The sequence below is a fragment of the uncultured Brevundimonas sp. genome, from assembly GCF_963975535.1.
Classification (GTDB): Bacteria; Pseudomonadota; Alphaproteobacteria; order Caulobacterales; family Caulobacteraceae; genus Brevundimonas.
Genome location: NZ_CAXBHE010000003.1, coordinates 368,073 through 390,545 on the forward strand (window position 1 = coordinate 368,073; position 22,473 = coordinate 390,545).

Here is a 22,473-nt window from a genome sequence, read left to right on the forward strand (position 1 = left end):
CGCGGTCAGCCCGGCTTCGCATCCTGTCCGATCGTCTTCGGATCCGCGGCCCCCGCGACCAGTTCGGGCCGGCTCAGGGTGCGGGGCGTCTGGTCCAGCGCCGGCAGGACCGGCATCTCCTTGCCCTCGTGATCGACCTGCAGGTCCTCGAACCGGCGGGCCGAAACCATGACCTGGCTCTCCAGCGAGCCGACGAACTGGTTGTATTTGCCGACGGCGGTATCCAGCGCCCGGCCGACCGCGGCCGCGTGTCCGCCCATGACCGACAGGCGTTTGTAGAGTTCCTTGCCCAGTTTCGCGACTTCCTCGGCATTCCGGGCCTGTTCGTCGGCACGCCAGCCGTAGGCCACCGCCTTGCACAGGGCGAACAGGGTCGTCGGCGTCACGATCACCACGCGCGAGCTCATCGCCGTGGTCATCAGATCGGGCTCATGATCCAGCGCCGCGGCCAGGAAGGCGTCGCCGGGCACGAACATGACGACGAAATCGGGGCTGGGCTTGAACTGGTCCTGATAGGCCTTGGACGACAGCTGACGGACGTGAGTCTTCATACTGGTCGCCGTGCGCAGCGAGGCTGCAACCCGCTGGGCCTCGTCGTCGCCGTCGGCCTCATCGACGAAGGCCAGCGACACCTTGGCGTCGATCACGAACATGCCGCCGCCGGGCAGGCGCACGATGAAGTCGGGCCGCGACTGCCGCCCTTCCTCATTGGCCGACGAGGTCTGTTCCTCGAAATCGAAGCGCCCGGCCATGCCGGCGGCCTCCAGCACATTGCGGCAGGTCTGTTCGCCCCAGCGCCCGCGCCGGCCGGTATTGCCGCGCAGGGCCTCGGTCAGCCGCCGCGCCTCGTCGCGCGTCGCCGTCGAGGCGGTCATCAACAGGGCCAGCTGTTCCTTCAGCCCGCCGGTCTCCTCGTTGCGGGTCTTCTCCAGCGCCGTCACATGGTCCTGGAATTTCTTCAGCGTCTCGGCCACCGGCTTCAGCTGCGCCTCCATCCGCTCACGGGCCACCCGGTCCTGGGCCTGGAAGGTCTCGGTCGCCCGGGTCACCATCTGGTCGGCGACCGTCTGGGCCGACTGCGAGGCCTGGGCCTTGAGGAAGGCCGCCATCGACTCGCGGCTCTCCTCGATCAGCTCCAGCCGCGTCTCGGCCGCCCCCAGCGCGCCTCGCGCCTTCTGCCAGCCCAGCCAGGCCCACAGGAATCCACCCGCCATCAGGACGGCGACGGCAGCGATAGCCAGGGAAATCGTGTTCATGCTCCGTTCCTAGCCGGAGTCGCCCGCCCACGGAAGCGGGCCCTAAACCCCGCCGGCGTCGCACCCCCGGCCGGTGTCGACCCGTTAAATACGCTATTCAGGCAAGCGGCCGCTTTCGAGCCATACAGGACCTCGCAGCCGCCATCGACCATTGCCGCCGTGGTCAGGATCCGCGTTAGTCTTCTATTCTAACGGATATGCCGGGAGAGGCCCAACAGCCCTTGCCGTCCTGAACGAAAACACTCACCTCATAGGTCCCCGGCTGCACGCCGCTCAGGTTCCAGACCCCACCATTCGGGCCTTCGCCGCTCATTCGACCGCCACTATAGGTATAACTGTAGGACAACTCGTCTCCGTCGGGGTCAGCCGCGGTCGTGGCCACAGTGACGGTTCTATTGGCACTCGCGCCGATGTTTAAAGGGGTCGCTTGAAGGCTGGCCGTGGGCGGACGGTTTCCCTCGACGGCCCTGCTTGTGCAGCCCGAATTGGAAGGCGACTGGCTTTCTACCTGAGGCAGCGCGGGCCTGTTCTGCGGGACCACTATCGTGGCTTGGCTCTGGGCCTGAGAAACACGCAGTTGATAGGCTCCGGTCTGGCCGGCGCTAACGGAGTTGGCCTGAATGAATAGCACCCCACCATCACCCTCATGGACGATCCGGGCATTGAGTCCGCCGCCGCTGTCATCGTCTCGCGCCAACGCCGTGAGTTGCTCACAACTGACTGTGCCGACAGACAGATAGCTGTCGAAATCGCTCGACGTCTGGTCGATCTGCAACCTTTGACCGGCGCGGGTTTGCACAGAGAAGCAATCATAGTGACTGTTGTCCGGCAGGGTCATGTCAGACGACGTCAACGTGCCGTTGGCCGTCTGGCCAACATTCAGGCGGGTTACCGATGGGTTGCCGGCCGATGACCAGGCCCGCAACTGATAGGCTCCCGTTGCGCCGGCCCCGACGCTGTTGGCAAGGATATACAGCGTCTGGCCCGTGCCCATGTGCACGATACGGGAATTTAGCCCCCCGCCACTATCGTCATCCTGCTCCGCGTCGGTCAGGGCTGTGCAGGCCCGTCCCCCCACCATCAGATAGCTGTCGAACGCATCCGACGACATGTCGACCTGGACCCTGCGGCCCGGCGTGGTTTCCACGGCATAGCAGTCATAGTGGGTCTGGTCGGAGAGGCGTGGGTCCGAGCTCGTCAATTCCCCCGAAACTGTCTGCCCGATCGTGAGGCGGTTCTGGGCTGCAACCGGCGCTGCCGCCAGCAGAGCGGCTGTCAGGACGAGAGCAGGACGAAGCATGGCGATTCTCCAAACACGCTTGAGCAACAGAAATCCGCGTCCCGACGCAATGACGGACGTATTGACACGGCACGGAACAGACGCGGCCAACGAGAGGCTAATCGCGCCTGCACCAGTCGATCCGGCTGAGCCTGCAAGACCAACGCGACACCACCGAACTGTGGACCGGTCAAGGTCGTACAGTCGTCATCCAAACAGATGATGCGAACAGGGCCCTCAGGTAAACAACACAGCAATCGGGGTGTTGAGGCCGGGGCTGCAGCCACGCAGGCGGTGGCGGACCGCGCCGAGGCGACGAGATGGCTGGCTGAAGTCCGCTCAAAGCCCTGAAAGCTGGCGGCACGGATGTCAGCCCCCCCCATGGCGGACGTCCGGAGAGTCCGCATTCCGCGCCGCCACCGGCAAACCCGGGCCGGGAGGCGAGGAAAACCTCAGGCCGGGCGTCGTGCCCGCATGGCCTGGACGATGGTGCCGTCATCCAGCCAGTCCAGGTCACCGCCCACCGGCACGCCCCGGGCCAGCGACGTGACGGCCACCGAATTACCCGTCCCGGTCAGGCGTTCGGCGATATAGTGGGCCGTGGTCTGGCCATCGACGGTGGCCGGCAGGGCCAGCACCACCTCGCGTACCTCGCCGCCGCGCACCCGGCCGGTCAGTTCGGCGATCCTCAGGGCCTCGGGCCCGACCCCGTCCAGGGCCGACAGCAGCCCGCCCAGCACATGGTATTTGCCGCGAAACGCCGCGGACCGCTCCATGGCCCACAGGGCCCCGGCCTCCTCGACCACACAGATCAGGGCATTGTCGCGTGCGCCGTCGGAACAGATCGAGCAGGGGTCGCGGGTATCGGGCGCGCCGCACACCGAGCAGGCGGTGACCTTGTCGGCCGTCTCCTGCAGCGCCGCCGCCAGCGGCACCAGCAGCTGTTCGCGCCGCTTCAGCAGGGCCAGGGCCGCGCGCCGGGCCGAACGCGGTCCCAGCCCCGGCAGCTTGGCCAGCAGGCTGATCAGTCGCTCGATTTCCGGCCCGGCCGAGGCGGCCAAGTCAGAACAGTTTCGGCATGCCGGGAATGTTCATCCCGGCCATCGGCCCGGCGGCCTCGCGCATCAGGGCGCTGTTGATTTCATCCAGCTTGCGCTTGGCGTCGGCGTGGGCGGCCATGACCAGATCGGCCAGGATCTCGCCTTCCCCCGGCGCCATCAGACTGTCGTCGATCACGACCAGGGTGACGTCGCCCGGCCCCTTCAGGGTCACGGTCACCAGACCGCCGCCGCTGGATCCGCTGGCGGTGGTTTCGGCCATCTTCGCCTGGGCGTCCTGCAGCTTTTGCTGCATCGCCTGGGCCTGCTGCATCAGGGCATTGAGATCTGTCATGGGCTCTAGATAGGTCCTTGGAACGGTCAGCGACAGGGGGCCGGTTCAATCCTCGTCGGTCTCGCCCTCATCGGGAATGGCGGGCATCTCGACAGCCGGGGCCAGGGTGCGAATCTCGCCCAGTTTCGCGCCGGGGAAGGCCGCCAGCACGGATTGGACGAAGGGGTCGGCCTCGACCGCGGCCCGTTCCTCGGCCCGGCCGCGCTTCTCACCCTCGATCAGGGTCTCGCCCCCGCCCTGGCCATTGGCGGCGATCAGCCAGGTGCGGCCGGTCCATTCCTTGAGCCGGCTGGCCAGACGCCGCGCCAGGTCGAACGGGGCCCCGGGCCCGCTCTCATAGGTGATCGCGCCCGGCTTGAAGGCCACCGGCTTGACGTAGCGCTGCACGTCCATCTGCAGGCTGATCTCGCGCTTCTCGCCGATCAGGGCCACCGTGGCCTCGAAGGTTTGCGGGTCAGGGAAGGCCGGGGCCACGGCCTGGCGTACGGCCATCTGGGCCGAGGCCCCGCCACCCCCGGTGCCGCCACCGCCGCCGCGCGGGCCCGCACCCCCGCCACCGGCCGTCGGATCGCCGTCGCGCAACGCCTTCAACGCCTCTTCCGGCCCCGGCAGGTCGGCGGCATAGGCCAGCCGCACGATGGCCATCTCGACCGCGTCGGCCGGGCTGGGCGCGCGCCGCACCTCGTCCAGCGCCTTCAGCAGCATCTGCCAGACCCGGGCCAGGGTTCCGGCCGAGATGGCAGCCCCGAGGGCCGCCAGCGTCTGGGCCTGATCATTGGGCAGGCGGGTGGCGTTTGGACCCAGCATCTTGGCCACCGAGGCGGCGTGGCAATGTTCGAGCAGGTCATTGGTCACCTGCACCGGGTCAGCCCCGTAGCCGTACAGGGTACGGAAATTCTCCAGCGCCTCGGGCGTGCGCCCGGCCATGATGCTTTCGAACAGGGCGATGGTCTGGCTGCGGTCGGCCAGACCCAGCATGTCGCGCACCGTCTCGGTCTTCACCGTCTCGCCGCGCTCGCCCTGCACCAGGGCCTGATCGAGCAGCGACAGGCCGTCGCGCACCGAACCCTCGGCGGCGCGGGCGATCAGGGCCAGGGCGTCGGACTCGATGGTCATGCCCTCACGCGCTGAAATCCGCTCCAGATGGCCGACCAGCACCTCGGGCTCGACCCGGCGCAGGTCGAACCGCTGGCAGCGGCTGAGGATGGTCACCGGCACCTTGCGGATCTCGGTGGTGGCGAAGATGAATTTGGCGTGCGGCGGCGGCTCTTCCAGCGTCTTCAGCAGGGCGTTGAAGGCCTGATTGGACAGCATGTGCACCTCATCGAGCACATAGACCTTGTAGCGCGCCTCGACCGGGCCGTAGCGGACGCTCTCGAGGATGTCGCGGATGTCGTTCACACCGGTATGCGAGGCCGCGTCGAGCTCCATCACGTCCATGTGCTGACCGGCCATGATGGCCGCGTCATGCCGCCCGTCGGCACTCAAGGCCAGCGAGGGGCGGTCAATCGTGTCGCTCTGGTTGTTCAGGGCCCGGGCCAGCAGGCGGGCGGTGGTCGTCTTGCCGACCCCGCGCACCCCGGTCAGCATGAAGGCGTGGGCAATCCGTCCGCTGGAGAAGGCGTTGGTCAGGGTGCGGACCATCGCCTCCTGGCCGATCAGGTCCTCGAAGGTGCGCGGCCGGTATTTGCGCGCCAGCACCGTATAGGCGGCGCCGTCATCGACATGGGCGGCCAGCCCGTCGTCGGACACGGGCGCGGCCACCGGGGCCGCAGGTGCCTCCGACTCAGCTCCGGGCGTGGCCTCGGGCGCAGCCGCCGGGGCCCCGAACATGTCGTCAGTATTGTCGTCCCGCTCGGGAGCGTCCTCCTCCCACGGAGGGCCATCGGGATTCGCGTCGACGTCGGTCATGTCTAGGTCATACAGCGAGAGACGGCGCTCGCGCACCCCCTCGCCGGAAGGAGTTAGTGGATCAGTCGCCTGACGTTAGCGGAACCGCTGGACACGACGGCCCAAACTACAGCATTTGCTTGGCAGCCATCCCTACCGCGGTTACGCAAGGCTATGCGAGAGCGTCCGACAAGACTGAAGCTTCCGAGCCTTCGACGGTGGCTGATCGGTGTGCACATCGACTTGCTGGCGATCCACGACCGTGTCCCACGGCGAGTGGAACCCGCGCAATTATCGCTCTTAGAGAAACTAGTGCTCACCTTAGAGGATCGAAGATTTTTCGATCATTCTGGGAGTGATCTGTATTCATCCTGCCGCGAGATATTTCGTGCGGTGACTTTCCAGCGCCACGGCGGGGCAAGCACAATCGACATGCAGTTCGTCCGAACGGTGACGCGTCGGAAAGAACGGACCCTTCGTCGAAAGCTATACGAAATCATGCTGTCAAACCTGATTCAGTACCGATACTCAAAAATTCGCATCCTTCGAGGTTACCTAGACTGCGCATTCTTCGGATCGCATTTGTACGGATCGCAGGCGGCCGCACAGGCGATGTACGGGAAGGACCCTGATGACCTAAGCTTGGAGGAAGCGTCCACCATCGCGGCGCTGTTGGTGTATCCGAAGCCGCTAAAGGCGACGTCCAAGTGGACTAACAACGTCAGTCGTAGGGCGAACTACGGCAAAATTGTCTATGTCAGACTCAAAGAGAAGCTTGATAAGATCCAAGTTTCCGAGCCGGACTATATCTGATTTTGAGTAAGAAATTTTTCGACCGTAGAACACTTCTTGTCGACGTTCTTCCGTAGCGCGAACCAAAATTCGGCTGAAATCAGCAATCTCGCCCGCTATGTCATCTAGACTTTGATCCAACGCGCCGCAGCGCCCGCCGTTGACTGAGCCTCCTGCTTTCTGGTGGCGGATCTCAGTTTCAATCAATCGGCCCGTGCTTACAAACTTGTCGTGTATGTGATGCTCGAGGTGAGTCGTGCAGTCCCATTTCAGCTGAAAAGTAAGCTGCGCGTAGTGAGCATGAATGGAACCGTTCCATGTCGCAAGGACGAGCCGATACGCCTTCAACTCCTCTTGATAGGCGTTCCTCCGAAGCGCCGCGACCAAGTCGCGCATCGCAGCAAGACGTCCACCACAGTCCCTGACGAGCACATCAGTCAGCGCTTTCAGGGCAACGTATTCTCTCTCCAGCCCTGAAAATTGCTGCTGGTGGAGCCAGTTTCTCTGCTGCCAAGACTGAACAAGCCGGTTTCCCAAAACGGCGGTGAGCAACGCCCCAACCACAGTCGTAAGAAGAGCTACCCAAGCAGTCATACCGGTCCCCTGACGATAACCAATCAACGACCATCATACATCGCCGTCAATGGCAGTGTGCGGGGCGTGCGCTGCGCTACCGCATCAAGCGTGCCAGGAAGAAGGAGGTGGAGACCGCGACCCGAAGGGGAATTCGTTGTGGCTGCTGCCTTCCGGCCCTGACCAGATTGGCGAAACCTTCGCCCGCGATCTCCGAGGCCTATATCGCGGTTCATGTGGCCGAAATCAAGACACCTCCCCCGGACGACCGCTTGAGGCTATGAAGACCGTCATGCCTCTTAGCGCCCTGAACACCTTCGCCGGCAATCCGCTCGACCGGGCCGGTGACCTCCGCAACGACCCCGACTGGCTGGCCGGACGTGAGGCTGACCCCGAGGCCATCGCTCTGGTACTTTGGGAGGGGCGGCCGCTGATCGAGGATCACGCGGACGGGCCCCGTCTGGCCTGGTTGTCGCTGAAACACGCGCGCGACATGATCCCTGACCGCGACGTCTTCCTCGGCCTGTGGAAGCAGGCCCCGGTGTTTGCGGTCGAGTTCGAGGGTTCGATCGACCCGGCGACCGGCCCTGTAGCCGGTCTGGGGGCGTTCCACGAAATGCGCGAGGCGGGCGGATTGCTCAGCGAGGCCGACGCGGCCATGGCCGGGGTGGCCAAGTCCCTGTTCGACTGGCGCCGCCGTCACGGCTTCTGCGCCGCCTGCGGGATCGAATCAGAAACCGCCTGTGGCGGCTGGAAACGCATCTGCCCGGCCTGCGGGGTCGAGCATTTCCCGCGCGTCGATCCGGTCACCATCATGCTGCCGGTGTTCAAATCGCCCGAGGGCGACCGCTGCCTGCTGGGCCGCCAGGCCGCCTGGCCCGAGGGCCGAATGTCGGCGCTGGCGGGTTTTCTCGAGCCCGGCGAATCGATTGAGGAGGCCTGCGCCCGCGAGATCGAGGAAGAGGCCGGCCTGACCGTGACGGCGGTCCGCTACCACTCCAGCCAGCCCTGGCCGTTTCCGTCCCAGCTGATGATCGGCCTGATCGCCGAGGTGTCGGATGACAACGCCGCACCCGACCAGACCGAGCTGGAGGCCGTGGCCTGGCTGACCCGCAACGAGGCCCGCGCCGTTCTGGCCGGCACCCACCCGGCGATCAAGGCCCCGCCGCGCGTGGCCATCGCCCGGACCCTGCTGCAGGCCTGGGTCGACGGGTTTGAGGTTTAGGTCCCTGCGGCCAGCTTCCGGGCCGCAGCCAGATCGTCGGCATTGTCGACCGACAGGGGGGCCTCGGGGATGACGGACGCCCAGATCGACAGACCCATCTCCAGCGCCCGAAGTTGCTCCAGCTTCTCGCGTTTTTCCAGGGGCGAGGGCGGGGCGGCGCAGAACCGGGTCAGCGCGTCGCGCCGGTAGCCGTAGAGACCGATATGCCGCCACACCGGTCCGTCCCCGAACAGGGTCGACCGGGTGAAATACAGAGCCCGGCCGTGATGTTCTCCCTCGTCCAGGGCGACCACGGCCTTGACCACATCGGGATTCGACCGGTCCGCGACCCCGGCTTCAGGCGCAATCAGCGTCGCGATGTCGCAGCCCGGCTGACCGTGCAGCAGGGCGGCGCAGGCCGTGGCCAGACCCGGATCGGCGAACGGCATGTCGCCCTGCAGATTGATCACCGCATCGTAGCGGCCCTCGGGATCGATCGCTTCAAGCGCGGCGCGGATCCGGTCCGACCCGGACGGCAGGTTCGGATCGGTCAGTACGGCCCGTCCTCCGGCGCTTTCAATCACCGCGACGATCTCGGGGTCGCCTGCGGCCACGGCGACCGGCAGGCCCGAAGCCACCGCCTGACGCCAGGCACGGACGATCATCGGCACGCCGCCGATATCGGCCAGGGGCTTGTCCGGCAGCCGGGTCGCGGCCATCCGCGCGGGGATCAGGACCAGAGGGTTCATGGGGTTGTTTTCACACTGCGACGCCCGGACAGGCTCGGGCCATTTGCGCAGGCCGCGCTACCGTGTAAGAGACGGCCACGCAAGGATAAGCCCCCAGGACCGGCCAGTGACCGATCTTCCGGAGGGGCCCAGAAACGGGATGCGACGACGCTATGAGCGGCGATCTGAAGTGGAACAAAATTTTCGGCGCGGGTCTGGGGACGGTGTTTGCCATCCTCGTGGTCCAGCAGGTCGCCGGTATGGTCTATAAGACCGATGCCCCTGAAAAAATGGGCTATTTCGTTGACGCCCCGGAAGAGGCTGCCGGCGGTGCCGAAGAGGTGGTGCTGCCGCCTGACTGGGGCACGATCCTGCCGACTGCCGATCTCGCCGCCGGTGAAGCCGCGTTCGCCCGCTGCCAGGCCTGCCACACGATCGCCGCGGGCGGTGCCAACGGCGTTGGCCCGAATCTCAACGGGATCGTCGGTCGCGCCGTCGCCGGCCATGCCGGCTTCGCCTATTCCGACGCGATGACGGGCCACACGGCGGTCGACGCGACCTGGACGCTGGACGCCCTGGACCAGTTCATCACCGCCCCGACCCGCTACATTCCCGGGACCAAGATGTCGTTCGCCGGCCTGCGCGACACCCAGACCCGGGTCAATCTGATCGCCTATCTGCGCTCGCAGGGCTCGGCCGGTTTCCCGATTCCCGCGCCGGACCCGGCACGCCAGCCGCCCGTCCCCGGTGCGGAAGAGCCTGCTGCCGCTCCGGCCGATGGTGCCGAAGTGCCCACCGACGGTGTGGCCGACACGGCGGCGGTCCAGGCAACACCCGTCGCCAACTGACTTCGGTCAGGATCCAGACTTCAGGAAGGCGGTCCTCTCGGGCCGCCTTTTTGCTGTTCTAGAGGGTGACCCGCCGGAACCGCGGGGCTTCCGAGCCGCCGGCCCGTTCACGGTCGTCGGCCTCGGCCAGGGCCTCAACCGTCACACTGCCATGATGACGGGTCGCGTGCACGATCCGTTCGCCGTCGATCATCACCCCGGTATGGTCGGCCCAGACCACGAGATCGCCCCGGCGCAGGACCGCAGCCTCAACCGGGTGACCCAGATCGGACTGCCCGTCGCGAAAACGCGGACCGCCCAGGCCGCAGGCATACAAGGCTTGCTGTACCAGGCCGGAACCGTTGGTGCCGAGGGCGGTGCGGCCGCCCGGCATGAAGGGGGTGCCGACGAATCGCTCCGCGGCCTCGCCCGGATCGGCATCGAACCGGTCCAGCGGGGCCAGATGACGAACGGCGATCCAGCCGACCCCCGGCACCTCGACGCGTCCGTGACCGGACTCGCCGGTCGTGACCAGGGCATTGAGAGGCAGGGACGCGACACTGTCAGCCGAGGTCGCGGCGGCGTAGACCGGGCTGATCAGGGTGCAGATGCGATGGGTTGGTGGCGTGACGGTCTCCGACAGGGTCGCGATATCGACCCAGCCGACGACGCCGTCACGACGGGCGCGCCCCCAGACCTGGCCGTCCTTGCGGTCCAGGACATCGAAGCCTTCGCCGAACACCAGTTGATCCGTCTGTTCCCCGCCGGCACCGGCCGTGGCTCGCACGGGGGTGACGGCGACGACGCACTGCATCGGGGTCACCGGCCGGTAGGCTGCGGCGGGCACGAGTCCTTCCAGCGCCTGCTCGGCCAGATCGGGCCGGGCGAGCGTGGTGCGGGGATCCATGGCGGCAGCAAAAACGGTCAAACCGGGGTCCGTACAGTTGAACCTTGTTTTGACTCAGGAAACCGAAAAACCCCGTTAACGGACCGCGGAAAAACGTCGAACCAGCATAGCATGGCAGGCGCGCAGGGCCTGGGCCGCCCCACCTTCGGGCCAGCCGGGCCGGGCCCGGGGGTTCCAGGCGAAGATGTCCATATGCGCCCAGACTCCGGTTGCGGGGGCGAATTTCTGCAGGAACAGGGCGGCCGTCACCGAACCGGCCTGGGCCCAGGCCGCCGAATCGTTGCGAACATCGGCCAGTTCGCTGTCGATGGCCGCGCGATAGCCGGGCCACAGCGGCATGCGCCAGAGCGGGTCATGCACCGCCCGACCAGCCGTCAGCAGGTCCTCCGCCAGGGTGTCGTCGTCCGAGTAGAGCGGCGGCAGGTCCGGCCCGAGGGCGATCCGCGCCGCGCCGGTCAGGGTGGCGAAGTCCAGGGTCAGGTCCGGCGCATGCTCCCCGGCCCGGCACAGGGCGTCGGCCAGCACCAGCCGCCCCTCGGCGTCGGTGTTGCCGATCTCGATGGTCAGGCCCTTGCGACTGTTCAGCACATCCCCCGGCCGGAAGGAGTCGGCGGAAATGGCGTTCTCGACGGCCGCGACCAGCACCACCAGCCGCACCGGCAGATCCGACTGCATCACCAGCCGCCCCAGGGCTAGGGCATGGGCGGCACCGCCCATGTCCTTCTTCATGTTGCGCATGCCGGCCCCGCCCTTGATGTTCAGGCCGCCGGAGTCGAACACCACCCCCTTGCCGACCAGGGCCACCAGCGGCAGCTCGGTCCGATCGAGGTTCCAGCCGATCTCGATGAGGCGCGGCTGGCGCGCCGGCGCGGCGGCCCGGCCGACCGCGTGGATGGCCGGATAGTTGGCCTCCAGCAGGGCCTCGCCCTCGGTCACGGCGATGGTCGCCTCGCTCTCGCCGGCGATCTCGCGGGCGATGGTCTCGATCTGCAGCGGCCCCATGTCGGCCGCCGGGGTGTCGACCATCTCCCGGGCCAGGGCGCAGGCGGCGGCGATGCGCAGGGCCGAAGCCACATCCATGCCCTTCGGCGCGACCAGCCGGGGCCGCCCCTCCCCGGGACGGGCCCGGTAGCGATCGAAGCGATAGCCGCCGAGGGCAAAGGCCAGGGCTGCCGTCTCGGCCTCGGCGCCGCCCACCCCCTCCAGCCGCCACAGTCCGGCCGGCAGCCGCACCGCCAGCGCCCGGGCCGAGGTCGGATCAAAGGACTCCCCGGCCCCGAACAGGGCCCCGGCCACCGTCCCGTCCGGCCCCGGCAGGATCAGCAGCTGACCGGTCTTGCCGGTGAAGTCATGGGACCGGGCCCAGGCCACGGTCGCCGCCCCGCCCGCGCCGTCCAGCGCCCCGTCCTTCAGGACGATATGCACCGGCAGGCTTCCATCGGCCGCGGCCACGAGCGAATCGGGATGAAGCACGGACATCGGTGACGCCTTTCCGGCCCGTCGTCGGGCCGATTAACCAAAGGTTGACGTGAACGCGCGAGTCTTGGAGCCCGCCCGGAATTCTCACGGATGACTCCCATGTCGCCCACCCTCGCCAAGGTCGCAACCGTCTCCGCCGTTCTGGCGCTGACTCTCGGCACCGCGCCGGCCCTGGCCGGTGATCCGCGCCCTGCCCCGGCCACACCCCAGGCCCAGGCCGCGCCGGCCGTCCGCGCGCCCGCCTCGGCCGCCGTCCGCGCCACCTATGAGCGGATGGATCCGCTGGCCCGGTCGCTGTTCTGGACCGGCGAGATGGAGATCAATCCCGCAGACCCCGTGGCCGGTCCCCGGGCCGCCCAGGCCCTGCGCGAAATGGGTCGTTATGACCAGGCCGCCGAGGCCGCCGCGAAAACCCTGGTGGCCCAGCCGGCCAACTATGACGCCCTGCTGGAACTGGGCCGGGCCCATATCGCCCGCGGCCAGGCCTTCTACGGCATCGCCGCCCTCGAACAGGCCCGCGCCCTCCGCCCTGACGACTGGCGGCCGCTGTCGCTGCTGGGGGCCGCCTATCAGCAGGTGCGCCGTCCCGAGGACGCCCGCCTCGCCTGGAACGAGGGCCTGCGCCTGTCGCCGGACAATCCCGACATCCTCAACAATGTCGCCATCGGCTGGCTGACCGCCGGGGATCCGGCCGCAGCCGAGACCCTGCTGCGTCGCGCGGTGGCCCAGCCCGGGGCCAGCCTGCAGGTCCGGCTCAACCTCGCCATGGCCATGGGCCTGCAGAACAAGATCGCCGAGGCCGAACAGATGCTGCGTCGCGACCTGCCGCCCGAGCAGGCCGACCGCAACATCGCCTGGCTGCGCAATCGCACCGGCTCGGCCATCCCGGCCTCGGCGACCGCCCGCACCTGGACCTCGCTCCAGGGCTCCTGATCGCCTATATTCGGCGCATGATCGACGATCTCTACAGTGCCCACATCCTCAGGCTGGCCGCCAACCTGCCCCATGCCGGACGCCTGCCCGCGCCCGACGGTACCGGAGAGCGCGTCGCCAAACTGTGCGGTTCGAAGGCGATCGTCGACGTGGCGCTGGATGACCAGGACCGGATCTCGGCCTTCGCCCAGGACATCAAGGCCTGCGCCCTCGGCCAGGCCGCGGCCGGGGTGCTGGGCGAATCCGTGATCGGAGCGACACTCGTCGAGATCCAAGCCGCCCGCGACGCCACCCTGGCCATGCTCAAGACCGGCGGCGACGGCCCGACCGGCCGGTTCGAGGGCCTGCGCGCCCTGAAACAGGTGGCCGACTACCCGGCCCGCCACGCCTCGACCCTGGTGGCGATCGAGGCCACGCTGGAGGCGGTGCACGCCGCCCTGGCCCGCAAGGCCCTCGACACCCGAACCAGCCTCGCCGGTGCGGCCTGACCGCCGGTTGCCCGATGCCCCCGCACGGGGGATAAGCAGTCCGACATGGCCCCCGGCAAAACCCTTTACGAACGCAGCGTCCGCGCGGCCCACCGGGGCTACAAGCTGACGCTGTCCCCGCTGATCGGGCAATCGTGCCGCTTCATGCCGACCTGTTCGGACTATGCGGCCCAGGCCCTGATCGAACACGGACCGGCACGCGGCGGCTGGCTGACCATCAAACGCCTGTGCAAATGTCATCCTTTCGGAAAATCGGGCTTTGACCCGGTTCCGACGAGCGAAACCGTTTCGGCGCAGCCGAAATCAGGTATTCGCTCCACCAAGAAGCAGAAGACTGACCCATGATTGATCTGAAATTCCCCGACGGTGCCGTGCGCCAGTTTCCCGACGACGCCACGGGCCGTGATGTCGCCACCTCGATCTCGCCGTCGCTGGCCAAGAAGGCCGCCCTGATCGAGCTGGACGGCAGGCTGCTGGACCTCGACGGCCCGGTCGGCCAGTCCGGCGCGCTGCGCATCATCATGCGCGACGATCCGGTCGCGCTGGACACCCTGCGCCATGACGCCAGCCATGTGATGGCCGAGGCGGTCCAGGCCCTGTTCCCCGGCACCCAGGTCACCATCGGCCCGGCCATCGAGGACGGCTTCTATTACGACTTCGCCCGCGACGAACCCTTCTCGACCGACGACTTCGCCCGGATCGAGAAGAAGATGGCCGAGATCGTCGACCGCGATCAGAAGATCCGCCGCGAGGTCTGGCCGCGCGACGAGGCGATCCGGCATTTCGAGTCGATCGGCGAGACCTACAAGGCCGAGATCATCCGCGACCTGCCCGAGGGCGAGGACATCAGCGTCTATTTCCAGGGCGACTGGAAGGACCTGTGCCGCGGGCCGCACTTCCCCTCGACCAAATTCGTCGGCAAGGCGTTCAAGCTGACCAAGCTGGCCGGGGCCTACTGGCGCGGTGACCACCGCAATGCCCAGCTGCAGCGCATCTATGCGACGGCGTGGGCGTCCAAGGAGGACCTCGACGCCTATCTGCTGCGTATCGAGGAGGCCGAGAAGCGCGACCACCGCAAGATCGGCAAGGCGATGGAGCTCTTCCACATGCAGGAAGAGGGCCGCGGCATGGTCTTCTGGCATCCCAAGGGCTGGGTCCTGTGGCGGGTGCTGGAGGACTATATGCGCCGCCGCCTCGACGCCGCCGGCTATGTCGAGGTCAAGACGCCCCAGGTACTGGACCGCACCTTCTGGGAGAAGTCCGGCCACTGGGACAAGTACCGGCCCAACATGTTCGTCTGCGAGACGGTCGAGGGCGAGACCCTGAGCCTGAAGCCGATGAACTGCCCGGGCCATGTGCAGATCTTCGACCAGGGCCAGCGCTCGTATCGCGAACTGCCGCTGCGCATGGCCGAGTTCGGGGCCTGCCACCGTTACGAGCCGTCGGGGGCCCTGCACGGACTGATGCGGGTGCGCGGCTTCACCCAGGACGACGCCCACATCTTCTGCCGCGAGGACCAGATCGTCGACGAGACGGAACGGTTCATCCGCCTGACCCAGATGGTCCACGCCGACCTGGGCATGACCACGCACGAGATCGCCCTGGCCACCCGCCCCGAGGTCCGGGCCGGGTCCGACGAATTCTGGGACAAGGCCGAGACCATGCTGCTGGACGCCTCGCGCAAGGCGGGGATCGAGCCGGTCATCGCCGAGGGCGACGGGGCCTTCTACGCGCCCAAGCTGGACTTCATCGTCAAGGACGCCATCGGCCGGACCTGGACCTGCGGCACCCTGCAGCTGGACTATGTCCTGCCCGAGCGGCTCAACGCCGAATATATCGGCGAGGACGGCCAGAAGCACCGGCCGGTCATGCTGCACCGGGCCATCCTCGGCTCGTTCGAGCGCTTCATCGGCATCATGATCGAGAACTATGCCGGGGCCTTCCCGCTGTGGATCGCCCCGGTCCAGGCGGTGGTCGCCACCATCACCTCGGACGCCGACGACTATGCCCGCGAGGTCACCGCCCAGTTCCGGGCGGCCGGACTGCGGGTCGAGTCCGATCTGCGTAACGAGAAGGTCGGCTACAAGGTGCGCGAACATTCGGTCGGCAAGGTCCCGGTCATCGCCGTGGTCGGCCGCAACGAGGCCGAACAGGGCACGGTGGCGATCCGCCGGCTGGGCTCACAGGCGCAGGAGGTGGTGCCGGTCGCGGAGGCCATCCGCATCCTGACCGAAGAGGCGACCCCGCCCGATCTGCGGGGCTAGGCCGCACACGCCTCCCGCGAGCAGATGAGCGGAAATTGTGCGCCTTCGGACGCTCCAGGGATCATCACGCAGGCTGAAGCCCCGCGCGCCGGTCGGGCCGCGGTGACGGGGAGCCTGGGCGGAGCGCCGGGCGAACGCCCGGTGTGTTGAAAAATACCGTTTCGGCGAACGTCAGACGCTCCGCGCGGACGGGTTTCCACATGCCCGGACCATGGGCCTCGCTGTTGACGAGGGGTCCTTCTGCACACGGCGGGCAGGGATGGCAGCGACCATCTCCTGGACCGGTGCGGGTCTCCGCCCCGCCCCCTCGGCCGTCCGGCTTTTCACCCGGCTCGACCTCGCATCCCCGCGGCCAGCGACCCCGACAGGGGATCCGGCTCCGGGTTGCGCCCGCTCCATCCGCTCCCGCCGCCGCTGCGGATCGCCGGCCGAGCGAGCCCCCGTGCGACGGGACGGGGGCATTATCGGCGCGGCTGGAGATGAGGCGGGAAGATTGCGGGTGGATTTGGCCAGGGGGTTGATGGCGCTCAGGTTTGGGGAGCGTCGATAGGGGGATTTTTGGCAAACACCTCGCACGTCCCGCCTGCTTTCGTCATCCCGAGGCAAGCGGCGCAGCCGCGCGGACCCCGCACGACCAGCGGCGCGCGATAGCGCGACCCTGCCGCGAACGCCGCTGGTCGTGCGGGGGCAAGGTCGCCTCCGCTCCGCTGCGGTGCCGCTGGGTCCCGGGGTTCGCTACGCGCCCCCGGGATGACGACAGCCATTACAAGCGAGGTTTACAGTGCGACCGGGGTGAGACCGTACGCCCTCTCCCCAACCCCGCTCCCGCCGGGAGAGGGGCTTTGTGCCGCCGTCGTCAGCCGCCGGCGAAGGCGGCACCGAACTTGCCGGCGGCTTCGGCCCCGATGCCCCAGTTCAGGGTCGCACCGCCGGTGAATTTGACGGCATAGCGCTCGAGCCGGCCGTCGGCCCGGTCCTCGCTGCCGAGAAAGGTAATCGTCTGGATCGGACCCAGCGACTGCAGCCCGGTCGACATGGCCGCAATCTGCTGGTTGCAGGCGGTGAGCAGCTGCTCCGCCATGAGATCGGCCGGGCAACGCCCCTGGGCCGTTTCGGTGATCATCCGCTCCAGCGCCGCCTGGTACCGGGCCCCCTCGGGGGCGGTCCCGGTCTGCGCCTGGGCGGCGCCCGCCAGCATCGCCGTCGCGGCCATGGCCGTCATCAACATCGTCACGCGCATGAAATCCTCCTCAATGCAGCGGTCAGGATGCCGTGGCTGTCGCGCCCACTCAAGGGCACCCGCAAACGTGCCGCGCGCGTCGGGATCCGGACCGGCCGATTCACAGCCCCTTAGGACTGATGGGTGATCCTGCGCCTACTGAGGAGATTGTAATGACGTCGATTTCGGCCGCCGCGGATGGACCGCCGGTCCCGCGGCTGCACCGGCTTATCGCCGCCGGTCATCTCCGCTACTGGATCATCGCCGCCTGGGCCCTGCCCCTGTGGGTCACCACCTCCTGGCGGCTGGCGCTGGCATGGTTCGGAGTCACCACTGCTCTCGGCCTGGTCCGGACCCTGGTCGAGTCCCGCCTGACCGGTCTGGACCCCGCCGGGCTGGCCCGGCTCAAGCTGGCGGTCGCCACCGTATCCTGCACGGCATGGGCGGGAGCCCCGCTGCTGGCGATCCTCTACGGCGGACCGCTCGGGTCGACGGTCGCCGTCGCCCTGCTGCTCGCCGGCTACACCCTCGTCTTCACCCAGATGCGCGCCGCGCCGCGCGAAGCCCTGATCGTGTCCACCCCCTATACGGTGCTGGTCGTCGGGCTGATCATCGGGCTGTGGGGTACGCCCGGGTTCGCGATCACCCTCAGCCTGGTCCCGGTGGTCGTCATGGCTCTGCTGATCAAGGTGGTCATCACCGAGATGAAGGACGGTGAGCTCCAGGCCGTCAACCTGGCCCAGGCCGGGCTGATCGAGGACCTGGCCGCCGCGCGCGACCGCGCCGATGCGGCGAATGCCGCCAAGTCGCGCTTCCTCGGCGTGATGTCCCACGAACTGCGCACGCCGATGAACGGGGTTCTGGGCGCCGCCCAGGTCCTCAAGGTCACCGGACTGAATGCGCGTCAGACCGAGATGGTCGAGGTGATCCTGTCCTCGGGCGATAACCTGATGGCGCTGCTGAACGATATTCTCGACGTGACCAAGATCGAGGCCGAGCGGATGACCCTTGACCCGGTGGTGGTCGATACCGACGGTCTGGTCGAACGGCTGGTCGGTCCGTTCCGCGCCCAGGCCGAGTCCCGCGGTGTCCGTTTCATGGCCGAAACCCGGGGCGTGCTGCCCGCCACCCTGACCCTGGATCCCCTGCGTCTGTCGCAGATCACCCATAATCTGCTCGGCAATGCGCTCAAATTTACCGAGGCCGGCACCGTGACGCTGACGGTGACAGGTTCGCCGGTCAAGGACCGTCGAACCCGACTGGAAATCAGCGTGGCCGATAGCGGAATCGGCATCGCCGACGCTGACATCGACGACCTGTTCCAGCCGTTCGCCCAGGCCGACGAGTCCTCGACCCGGCGGTTCGGGGGAACCGGTCTGGGGCTGACCATCTGCCGCACGCTGGCCGGGCTGATGGACGGGGACATCACCGTGCGATCGGTCCCGGGCGAGGGTTCGGTCTTTACCTTCCGCGCCGTGTTCGAGCCCGGCACCCCGGAACGCCAGGCCGCCGCCGCCTGACCCGGACGGGTCGGACCTAGATGTGGATGGCGTGCCCCAGCGCCCGCAGTGACGCCTCGTGGAAGGCCTCGCCGAGGGTGGGGTGGACGTGGATGATGCCGGCGACGTCCTCCAGCACCGCGCCCATCTCCAGCATCTGGGCGAAGCTGTTGGACAGTTCGGCGACGTGCTGGCCGACGGCCTGGACGCCGAGCAGGCGATGGTCGCTCTTGGACGCCAGCACGCGGACGAAGCCGCCGTCGTCGGCGGCCTCGATGGCCAGGGCGCGGCCGAGGGCGGACATCGGGAAGACGGCGGTGATCACGTCGTCGCGGCCCTCGACATCCAGCGGGCCGAGGCCGGCGGAGACGATCTCGGGCTCGGTGAAACAGACGGCGGCGATGGTCACCGGGTTGAAGACCTTGTCGTGGCCGGCGATGCGTTCGGCGACGATCTCGCCCTGGGTCGAGCCCTTGTGGGCCAGCATGGGTTCGCCGGTCAGGTCACCGACGGCCCAGACGTTCTTCATGCTGGTGGCACAGCGGTCGTCGATCTTCACGAACGGACCCTCCATGGCGACACCCATGGTTTCGAGGCCCCAGCCCTTCGTGCGCGGGCGACGACCGACGGTGACCAGCACCTTGTCGGCCTTGAGTTTGATGGCCTTGCCGTCGCCGGTGGTGACGTTGAGCTGGCCCTTTTCGAACGACCCGGCTTTCGCGCCCATATGCAGTTCGACGCCGTGCGTCTCGAGCCATTTGCGGACCGGATCGGTCAGGGCCTTGTCGTAGAGCGGCAGCAGGCGATCGGCCATTTCGACGATGGTGACCTCGGCCCCCAGTTTGCGGAAGGCGATGCCCAGTTCCAGGCCGATATAACCGCCGCCGACCACGACCAGCTTGTTCGGGACCTCGGACAGGGACAGGGCCTCGGTCGAGGACAGGACGTCGCCACCGAATTTCAGGAACGGCAGTTCGACCGGCTCGGAGCCGGTGGCCAGGATGACGTGTTCGGCGCTGATGGTGATGTCACCGTCGGCAGTCCTGACCGTGCAGGTCTTGGCGTCGGTGAACTCGGCCCAGCCGTTGATGACCTTGACCTTCGACCGCTTCAGCAGGCCGGCGACCCCGGCGTTGAGTTTTTTGACGATGCCGTCCTTCCAGGCCGTGGTCTGGGCCAGGTCAATGGCCGGTTTGGCCGCCGTGATGCCCAGCGTCCCGCCATTGGCGGCCTTGGCCACCGTCTCGAATTTCGAGGCCGCATGGATGATGGCCTTGGACGGGATACAGCCGACGTTCAGGCAGGTGCCGCCGAGGCCGTCGCCGCCGTCGACCAGCACGGCCTCGAGGCCCAGCTGGCCGCAGCGGATGCCCGCGACATAGCCGCCGGTGCCGGCACCGATGATCAGGACTTTGGTTTTCAGGGTCTGGGTCATACCGGCCTTCTAGCTGCGGTTGGCGCGGCGGGAAACCCGCCCGGAGTTTCCGAAGATCGTCGCCTGGTGTAGATTGCGCCCATGAGCCAGCTTCCGAGCCGCATCACCATCGAGAACGGCAAACGATCGGGCCGCCCCTGCGTGCGCGATACCCGCATCACGGTCGGTGACGTGCTGGGCTGGCTGGCGTCGGGCATGAGCGAGGCCGAGATCCTGGCCGACTACACGGCCCTGACCCGCGAGGATATCCACGCCTGCCTGGCCTATGCCGCTGCCGAGGTCGATCACGCCTCGGTCACGGCTGCGGCTTGAGGTTTCTGCTCGACCAGAATCTGCCTGTTCGTCTGTGTGCGCTTCTTCAACAGCAGGGGCACGAGGCCCTGCATGTGGAGGTCTTGGGACTGGGCACGGCGACCGATGCCGAGGTGTGGGCCGAAGCGCGGCGACAGGACGCCGTCGTGGTCAGCAAGGACAGTGACTTTATGGTCCTCGCCGCGCGGAAGGGCCGGCTTGTCCGGCTGCGCGTCGGCAACCGCGCCAACCGCGACCTGTTCGACATCATCGATCGCAACTGGCCCCAGGTGGTCGAACGGCTGGACGGCGGCGAGCGGATCGTCGAGCTGCGCGCCTAGGGGCGGCCGACCCGCGCGGTTTCGTGGCCCGGCTGGTCGCAGCAAATTTCGGCGACGAGGGTCAGGACTCTGGTTTTCAGCGTCCTGACCATGTCTTGCTCGCCATTCGGACCCCTCTCCCACCGGGAGACGGGCCTTCGTTCACATCCACAACGTCGCGGGGTTCTCCAGCAGGGTCTTGATGCGCTGGACGAAGACCGCCGCGTCGTGGCCGTCGACGATGCGGTGATCGAAGCTGGAGGACAGGTTCATCATCTTGCGCACGACCATCTGGCCGTTCCTGACCACCACGCGTTCGGCGATCTTGTTGGGGCCGACGATGGCGACCTCGGGGTGGTTGATGATCGGGGTGTGGATCACCCCGCCCAGGGTGCCCAGCGAGGTGATGGTGATGGTCGAACCGGTCAGGTCTTCGCGTTTGGCGCTGCCGTCCTTGGCCGCGGTCGAGACGCGGCCGATCTCCAGTGCCGTGTCCCACGGATCGCGGGCCTCGGCGTGGCGGACCACCGGGACCATCAGGCCGTTCGGCGTCTGGGCGGCGATGCCCAGATGCACGGCGGCGTGCTGGGTCAGGATGCCGGCCTCGTCGTCATAGGTGGCGTTGATCTGCGGCTGGTCGCGCAGGGCCACGACCATGGCCCGGGCGAGGAAGGGCAGCAGGGTCAGCTTGGGCTGGTCCTTGGCCTTCGTCGCATTGAGGTGGGTTCTGAGGTCCTCGAGCGCGGTGACGTCGATCTCCTCCACATAGGTGATGTGGGGGATGCGGCGCACGGACTCGGCCATCTTCTCGGCGATCTTGCGCCGGATGCCGATGATCCGGGTCTCGGTCGTGCCTTCGGCCTGGGCGAAGGTGGTGCCGGACGATGCGGCGTCGGATGACCCGCGACCGCCCGAGGCGACGAAGGCGTCCAGATCGCCGTGCTCGATACGACCGGCCGGGCCGGATCCGGGCACGAACTGCAGCTCGATGCCGAGGTCGCGGGCGCGGTTGCGCACGGCGGGCGAGGCCAGCGGGCGTGCGTTGCGGGCGGAGAGCTGACGTTGCGGCGCCGCCCCCCTCGAACCCTGCTGCGCAGGCTTCGGTCCCCCTGACAGGGGGACAGACGGCGCGCGCTGTGTCTCCTCCCCGCTTTGCGGGGAGGGGGACCGCGAAGCGGTGGCGGGGACCGGGGCTGCCGCAGCCACCACATTGCCCTTGCCCTCGACCTTGAACGAGACCAGCGGGCCGCCGACGGCGAGTTGCTGGCCGGGTTCGCCGTGCAGGGCCACGACCGTGCCGCTGACCGGGCTGGTCAGTTCGACGGTGGCCTTGTCGGTCATGATGTCGGCGACGATCTGGTCCTCGACGACGCTGTCGCCGACCTTGATGTGCCAGCCGACCAGCTCGGCCTCGGCCGTGCCCTCGCCGACGTCGGGCAGTTTGAAGACGTGGTTGGCTCCGGGGGCGGCGGGGGGAGATTTCCCCTCCACCGCTTCGCGGTCCCCCTCCCCACTGCGTGGGGAGGAGACAGGAGCGACGGCGGCGGGTGTCTCCTCCCCGTCCGCGCTTGCGGATGGGGAGGGGGACCGCGAAGCGGTGGAGGGGTTATCGGCGGCCGCACTGGCATTCCCCGCCCCCTCGACCGCGAACTCGACCAGGGGCGAACCGACGGCCAGCTGGTGGCCGACCTCGCCAT

21 protein-coding genes and 1 other RNA gene are annotated in these 22,473 nt (G+C 67.8%); 9 read left to right on the plus strand and 13 right to left on the minus strand.

Annotated features, from left to right (window positions below):
• Window positions 1–5: 5 nt before the first annotated feature.
• From AACZ75_RS06055 to ffs, 7 genes are all read right to left on the minus strand, one after another.
• Window positions 6–1,256 carry a DNA recombination protein RmuC gene (locus tag AACZ75_RS06055; RefSeq protein ID WP_339871849.1) on the minus strand — a complete coding sequence of 417 codons (1,251 nt, stop codon included), beginning with the start codon at window positions 1,254–1,256 and terminating at the stop codon, window positions 6–8.
• 175 nt (window positions 1,257–1,431) lie between these two features.
• Entirely contained in the window at window positions 1,432–2,556 is a 1,125-nt protein-coding gene (locus tag AACZ75_RS06060; protein WP_339871850.1) for a hypothetical protein, read from the minus strand.
• 431 nt (window positions 2,557–2,987) lie between these two features.
• Window positions 2,988–3,596 carry a recombination mediator RecR gene (gene recR / locus AACZ75_RS06065; protein ID WP_339871852.1) on the minus strand — a complete coding sequence of 203 codons (609 nt, stop codon included), beginning with the start codon at window positions 3,594–3,596 and terminating at the stop codon, window positions 2,988–2,990.
• Window position 3,597: 1 nt separating this feature from the next.
• Window positions 3,598–3,927: a YbaB/EbfC family nucleoid-associated protein gene (locus AACZ75_RS06070; protein WP_339871853.1), complete on the minus strand. Its 330-nt coding sequence runs from the start codon at window positions 3,925–3,927 to the stop codon at window positions 3,598–3,600.
• A gap of 45 nt (window positions 3,928–3,972) precedes the next feature.
• Window positions 3,973–5,838, minus strand: coding sequence for a DNA polymerase III subunit gamma/tau (locus tag AACZ75_RS06075; RefSeq protein WP_339871855.1), 1,866 nt, complete (start codon window positions 5,836–5,838; stop codon window positions 3,973–3,975).
• Window positions 5,839–6,507: 669 nt separating this feature from the next.
• A complete protein-coding gene (locus tag AACZ75_RS06080) occupies window positions 6,508–7,203 on the minus strand; it encodes a hypothetical protein (protein ID WP_339871856.1) in 696 nt (231 codons plus the stop codon).
• Window positions 7,204–7,306: 103 nt separating this feature from the next.
• Window positions 7,307–7,400: signal recognition particle sRNA small type (gene ffs / locus AACZ75_RS06085), an RNA gene on the minus strand.
• Between the two features lie 74 nt (window positions 7,401–7,474).
• On the opposite strand from ffs, the gene nudC reads away from it, so the two are divergent.
• Window positions 7,475–8,407 carry an NAD(+) diphosphatase gene (nudC, locus tag AACZ75_RS06090; protein WP_339871857.1) on the plus strand — a complete coding sequence of 311 codons (933 nt, stop codon included), beginning with the start codon at window positions 7,475–7,477 and terminating at the stop codon, window positions 8,405–8,407.
• Here the strand turns inward: nudC and AACZ75_RS06095 are convergent.
• Window positions 8,404–9,135 carry a 3-deoxy-manno-octulosonate cytidylyltransferase gene (locus AACZ75_RS06095; RefSeq protein ID WP_339871858.1) on the minus strand — a complete coding sequence of 244 codons (732 nt, stop codon included), beginning with the start codon at window positions 9,133–9,135 and terminating at the stop codon, window positions 8,404–8,406. The genes nudC and AACZ75_RS06095 overlap by 4 nt on opposite strands.
• Window positions 9,136–9,287: 152 nt before the next feature.
• Between AACZ75_RS06095 and AACZ75_RS06100 the strand changes: the two genes are divergently transcribed.
• The gene (locus AACZ75_RS06100; RefSeq protein ID WP_339871859.1) at window positions 9,288–9,962 is read left to right on the plus strand and encodes a cytochrome c family protein; all 675 of its coding nucleotides are present in this window, start codon (window positions 9,288–9,290) and stop codon (window positions 9,960–9,962) included.
• A gap of 58 nt (window positions 9,963–10,020) precedes the next feature.
• On the opposite strand, the gene AACZ75_RS06105 is transcribed toward AACZ75_RS06100, so the two are convergent.
• Window positions 10,021–10,869 carry an NlpC/P60 family protein gene (locus tag AACZ75_RS06105; protein ID WP_339871860.1) on the minus strand — a complete coding sequence of 283 codons (849 nt, stop codon included), beginning with the start codon at window positions 10,867–10,869 and terminating at the stop codon, window positions 10,021–10,023.
• Window positions 10,870–10,923: 54 nt separating this feature from the next.
• Window positions 10,924–12,327, minus strand: a complete 1,404-nt coding sequence (locus AACZ75_RS06110) for a leucyl aminopeptidase family protein (protein ID WP_339871861.1) — start codon at window positions 12,325–12,327, stop codon at window positions 10,924–10,926.
• A gap of 99 nt (window positions 12,328–12,426) precedes the next feature.
• Between AACZ75_RS06110 and AACZ75_RS06115 the strand changes: the two genes are divergently transcribed.
• The 4 genes from AACZ75_RS06115 to thrS are packed head-to-tail and all read left to right on the plus strand — an operon-like array spanning window position 12,427 to window position 16,012.
• Complete coding sequence (locus tag AACZ75_RS06115; RefSeq protein ID WP_339871862.1) at window positions 12,427–13,260, plus strand: tetratricopeptide repeat protein; 834 nt, start codon at window positions 12,427–12,429, stop codon at window positions 13,258–13,260.
• Window positions 13,261–13,277: 17 nt separating this feature from the next.
• Window positions 13,278–13,748 carry an iron-sulfur cluster assembly scaffold protein gene (locus AACZ75_RS06120; RefSeq protein WP_339871863.1) on the plus strand — a complete coding sequence of 157 codons (471 nt, stop codon included), beginning with the start codon at window positions 13,278–13,280 and terminating at the stop codon, window positions 13,746–13,748.
• Between the two features lie 45 nt (window positions 13,749–13,793).
• The gene (gene yidD, locus AACZ75_RS06125) at window positions 13,794–14,093 is read left to right on the plus strand and encodes a membrane protein insertion efficiency factor YidD (RefSeq protein WP_339871864.1); all 300 of its coding nucleotides are present in this window, start codon (window positions 13,794–13,796) and stop codon (window positions 14,091–14,093) included.
• A complete protein-coding gene (thrS, locus tag AACZ75_RS06130) occupies window positions 14,090–16,012 on the plus strand; it encodes a threonine--tRNA ligase (RefSeq protein ID WP_339871866.1) in 1,923 nt (640 codons plus the stop codon). The genes yidD and thrS overlap by 4 nt, the downstream gene beginning before the upstream one ends.
• 856 nt (window positions 16,013–16,868) lie before the next feature.
• On the opposite strand, the gene AACZ75_RS06135 is transcribed toward thrS, so the two are convergent.
• Entirely contained in the window at window positions 16,869–17,252 is a 384-nt protein-coding gene (locus tag AACZ75_RS06135; RefSeq protein WP_339871867.1) for a hypothetical protein, read from the minus strand.
• Window positions 17,253–17,404: 152 nt separating this feature from the next.
• Here AACZ75_RS06135 and AACZ75_RS06140 point away from each other — a divergent pair, with 152 nt between their 5' ends.
• Window positions 17,405–18,751 carry an ATP-binding protein gene (locus AACZ75_RS06140; protein ID WP_339871868.1) on the plus strand — a complete coding sequence of 449 codons (1,347 nt, stop codon included), beginning with the start codon at window positions 17,405–17,407 and terminating at the stop codon, window positions 18,749–18,751.
• A 16-nt stretch (window positions 18,752–18,767) separates the two neighbouring features.
• Here the strand turns inward: AACZ75_RS06140 and lpdA are convergent, their stop codons facing one another.
• On the minus strand, window positions 18,768–20,165 hold the full coding sequence (gene lpdA / locus AACZ75_RS06145; protein WP_339871869.1) for a dihydrolipoyl dehydrogenase: 1,398 nt from the start codon (window positions 20,163–20,165) through the stop codon (window positions 18,768–18,770).
• An 81-nt stretch (window positions 20,166–20,246) separates the two neighbouring features.
• On the opposite strand from lpdA, the gene AACZ75_RS06150 reads away from it, so the two are divergent.
• Together AACZ75_RS06150 and AACZ75_RS06155 are read left to right on the plus strand one after the other, a co-directional pair.
• Window positions 20,247–20,477, plus strand: a complete 231-nt coding sequence (locus AACZ75_RS06150; protein ID WP_339871870.1) for a DUF433 domain-containing protein — start codon at window positions 20,247–20,249, stop codon at window positions 20,475–20,477.
• Complete coding sequence (locus AACZ75_RS06155; protein WP_339871871.1) at window positions 20,474–20,797, plus strand: DUF5615 family PIN-like protein; 324 nt, start codon at window positions 20,474–20,476, stop codon at window positions 20,795–20,797. Before AACZ75_RS06150 ends, AACZ75_RS06155 begins: the two co-directional genes overlap by 4 nt.
• A 141-nt stretch (window positions 20,798–20,938) precedes the next feature.
• Here the strand turns inward: AACZ75_RS06155 and AACZ75_RS06160 are convergent.
• Window positions 20,939–22,473 (minus strand): dihydrolipoamide acetyltransferase family protein (locus AACZ75_RS06160; protein ID WP_339871872.1); only part of this gene is annotated, 1,535 nt, incomplete at its 5' end.

What these genes read in the sequence shown, in the direction of transcription:
- AACZ75_RS06140 (WP_339871868.1), top strand. Translation starts at nt 17,405, where the DNA reads ATGACGTCGATTTCGGCCGCCGCGGATGGACCGCCGGTCCCGCGGCTG.
- AACZ75_RS06115 (WP_339871862.1), top strand. Translation starts at nt 12,427, where the DNA reads ATGTCGCCCACCCTCGCCAAGGTCGCAACCGTCTCCGCCGTTCTGGCG.
- lpdA (WP_339871869.1), bottom strand. Translation starts at nt 20,165, where the DNA reads ATGACCCAGACCCTGAAAACCAAAGTCCTGATCATCGGTGCCGGCACC.
- thrS (WP_339871866.1), top strand. Translation starts at nt 14,090, where the DNA reads ATGATTGATCTGAAATTCCCCGACGGTGCCGTGCGCCAGTTTCCCGAC.
- yidD (WP_339871864.1), top strand. Translation starts at nt 13,794, where the DNA reads ATGGCCCCCGGCAAAACCCTTTACGAACGCAGCGTCCGCGCGGCCCAC.
- AACZ75_RS06055 (WP_339871849.1), bottom strand. Translation starts at nt 1,256, where the DNA reads ATGAACACGATTTCCCTGGCTATCGCTGCCGTCGCCGTCCTGATGGCG.
- AACZ75_RS06120 (WP_339871863.1), top strand. Translation starts at nt 13,278, where the DNA reads ATGATCGACGATCTCTACAGTGCCCACATCCTCAGGCTGGCCGCCAAC.
- nudC (WP_339871857.1), top strand. Translation starts at nt 7,475, where the DNA reads ATGCCTCTTAGCGCCCTGAACACCTTCGCCGGCAATCCGCTCGACCGG.
- AACZ75_RS06060 (WP_339871850.1), bottom strand. Translation starts at nt 2,556, where the DNA reads ATGCTTCGTCCTGCTCTCGTCCTGACAGCCGCTCTGCTGGCGGCAGCG.
- AACZ75_RS06095 (WP_339871858.1), bottom strand. Translation starts at nt 9,135, where the DNA reads ATGAACCCTCTGGTCCTGATCCCCGCGCGGATGGCCGCGACCCGGCTG.
- AACZ75_RS06150 (WP_339871870.1), top strand. Translation starts at nt 20,247, where the DNA reads ATGAGCCAGCTTCCGAGCCGCATCACCATCGAGAACGGCAAACGATCG.
- AACZ75_RS06135 (WP_339871867.1), bottom strand. Translation starts at nt 17,252, where the DNA reads ATGCGCGTGACGATGTTGATGACGGCCATGGCCGCGACGGCGATGCTG.
- AACZ75_RS06070 (WP_339871853.1), bottom strand. Translation starts at nt 3,927, where the DNA reads ATGACAGATCTCAATGCCCTGATGCAGCAGGCCCAGGCGATGCAGCAA.
- AACZ75_RS06100 (WP_339871859.1), top strand. Translation starts at nt 9,288, where the DNA reads ATGAGCGGCGATCTGAAGTGGAACAAAATTTTCGGCGCGGGTCTGGGG.
- AACZ75_RS06110 (WP_339871861.1), bottom strand. Translation starts at nt 12,327, where the DNA reads ATGTCCGTGCTTCATCCCGATTCGCTCGTGGCCGCGGCCGATGGAAGC.
- AACZ75_RS06075 (WP_339871855.1), bottom strand. Translation starts at nt 5,838, where the DNA reads ATGACCGACGTCGACGCGAATCCCGATGGCCCTCCGTGGGAGGAGGAC.
- AACZ75_RS06080 (WP_339871856.1), bottom strand. Translation starts at nt 7,203, where the DNA reads ATGACTGCTTGGGTAGCTCTTCTTACGACTGTGGTTGGGGCGTTGCTC.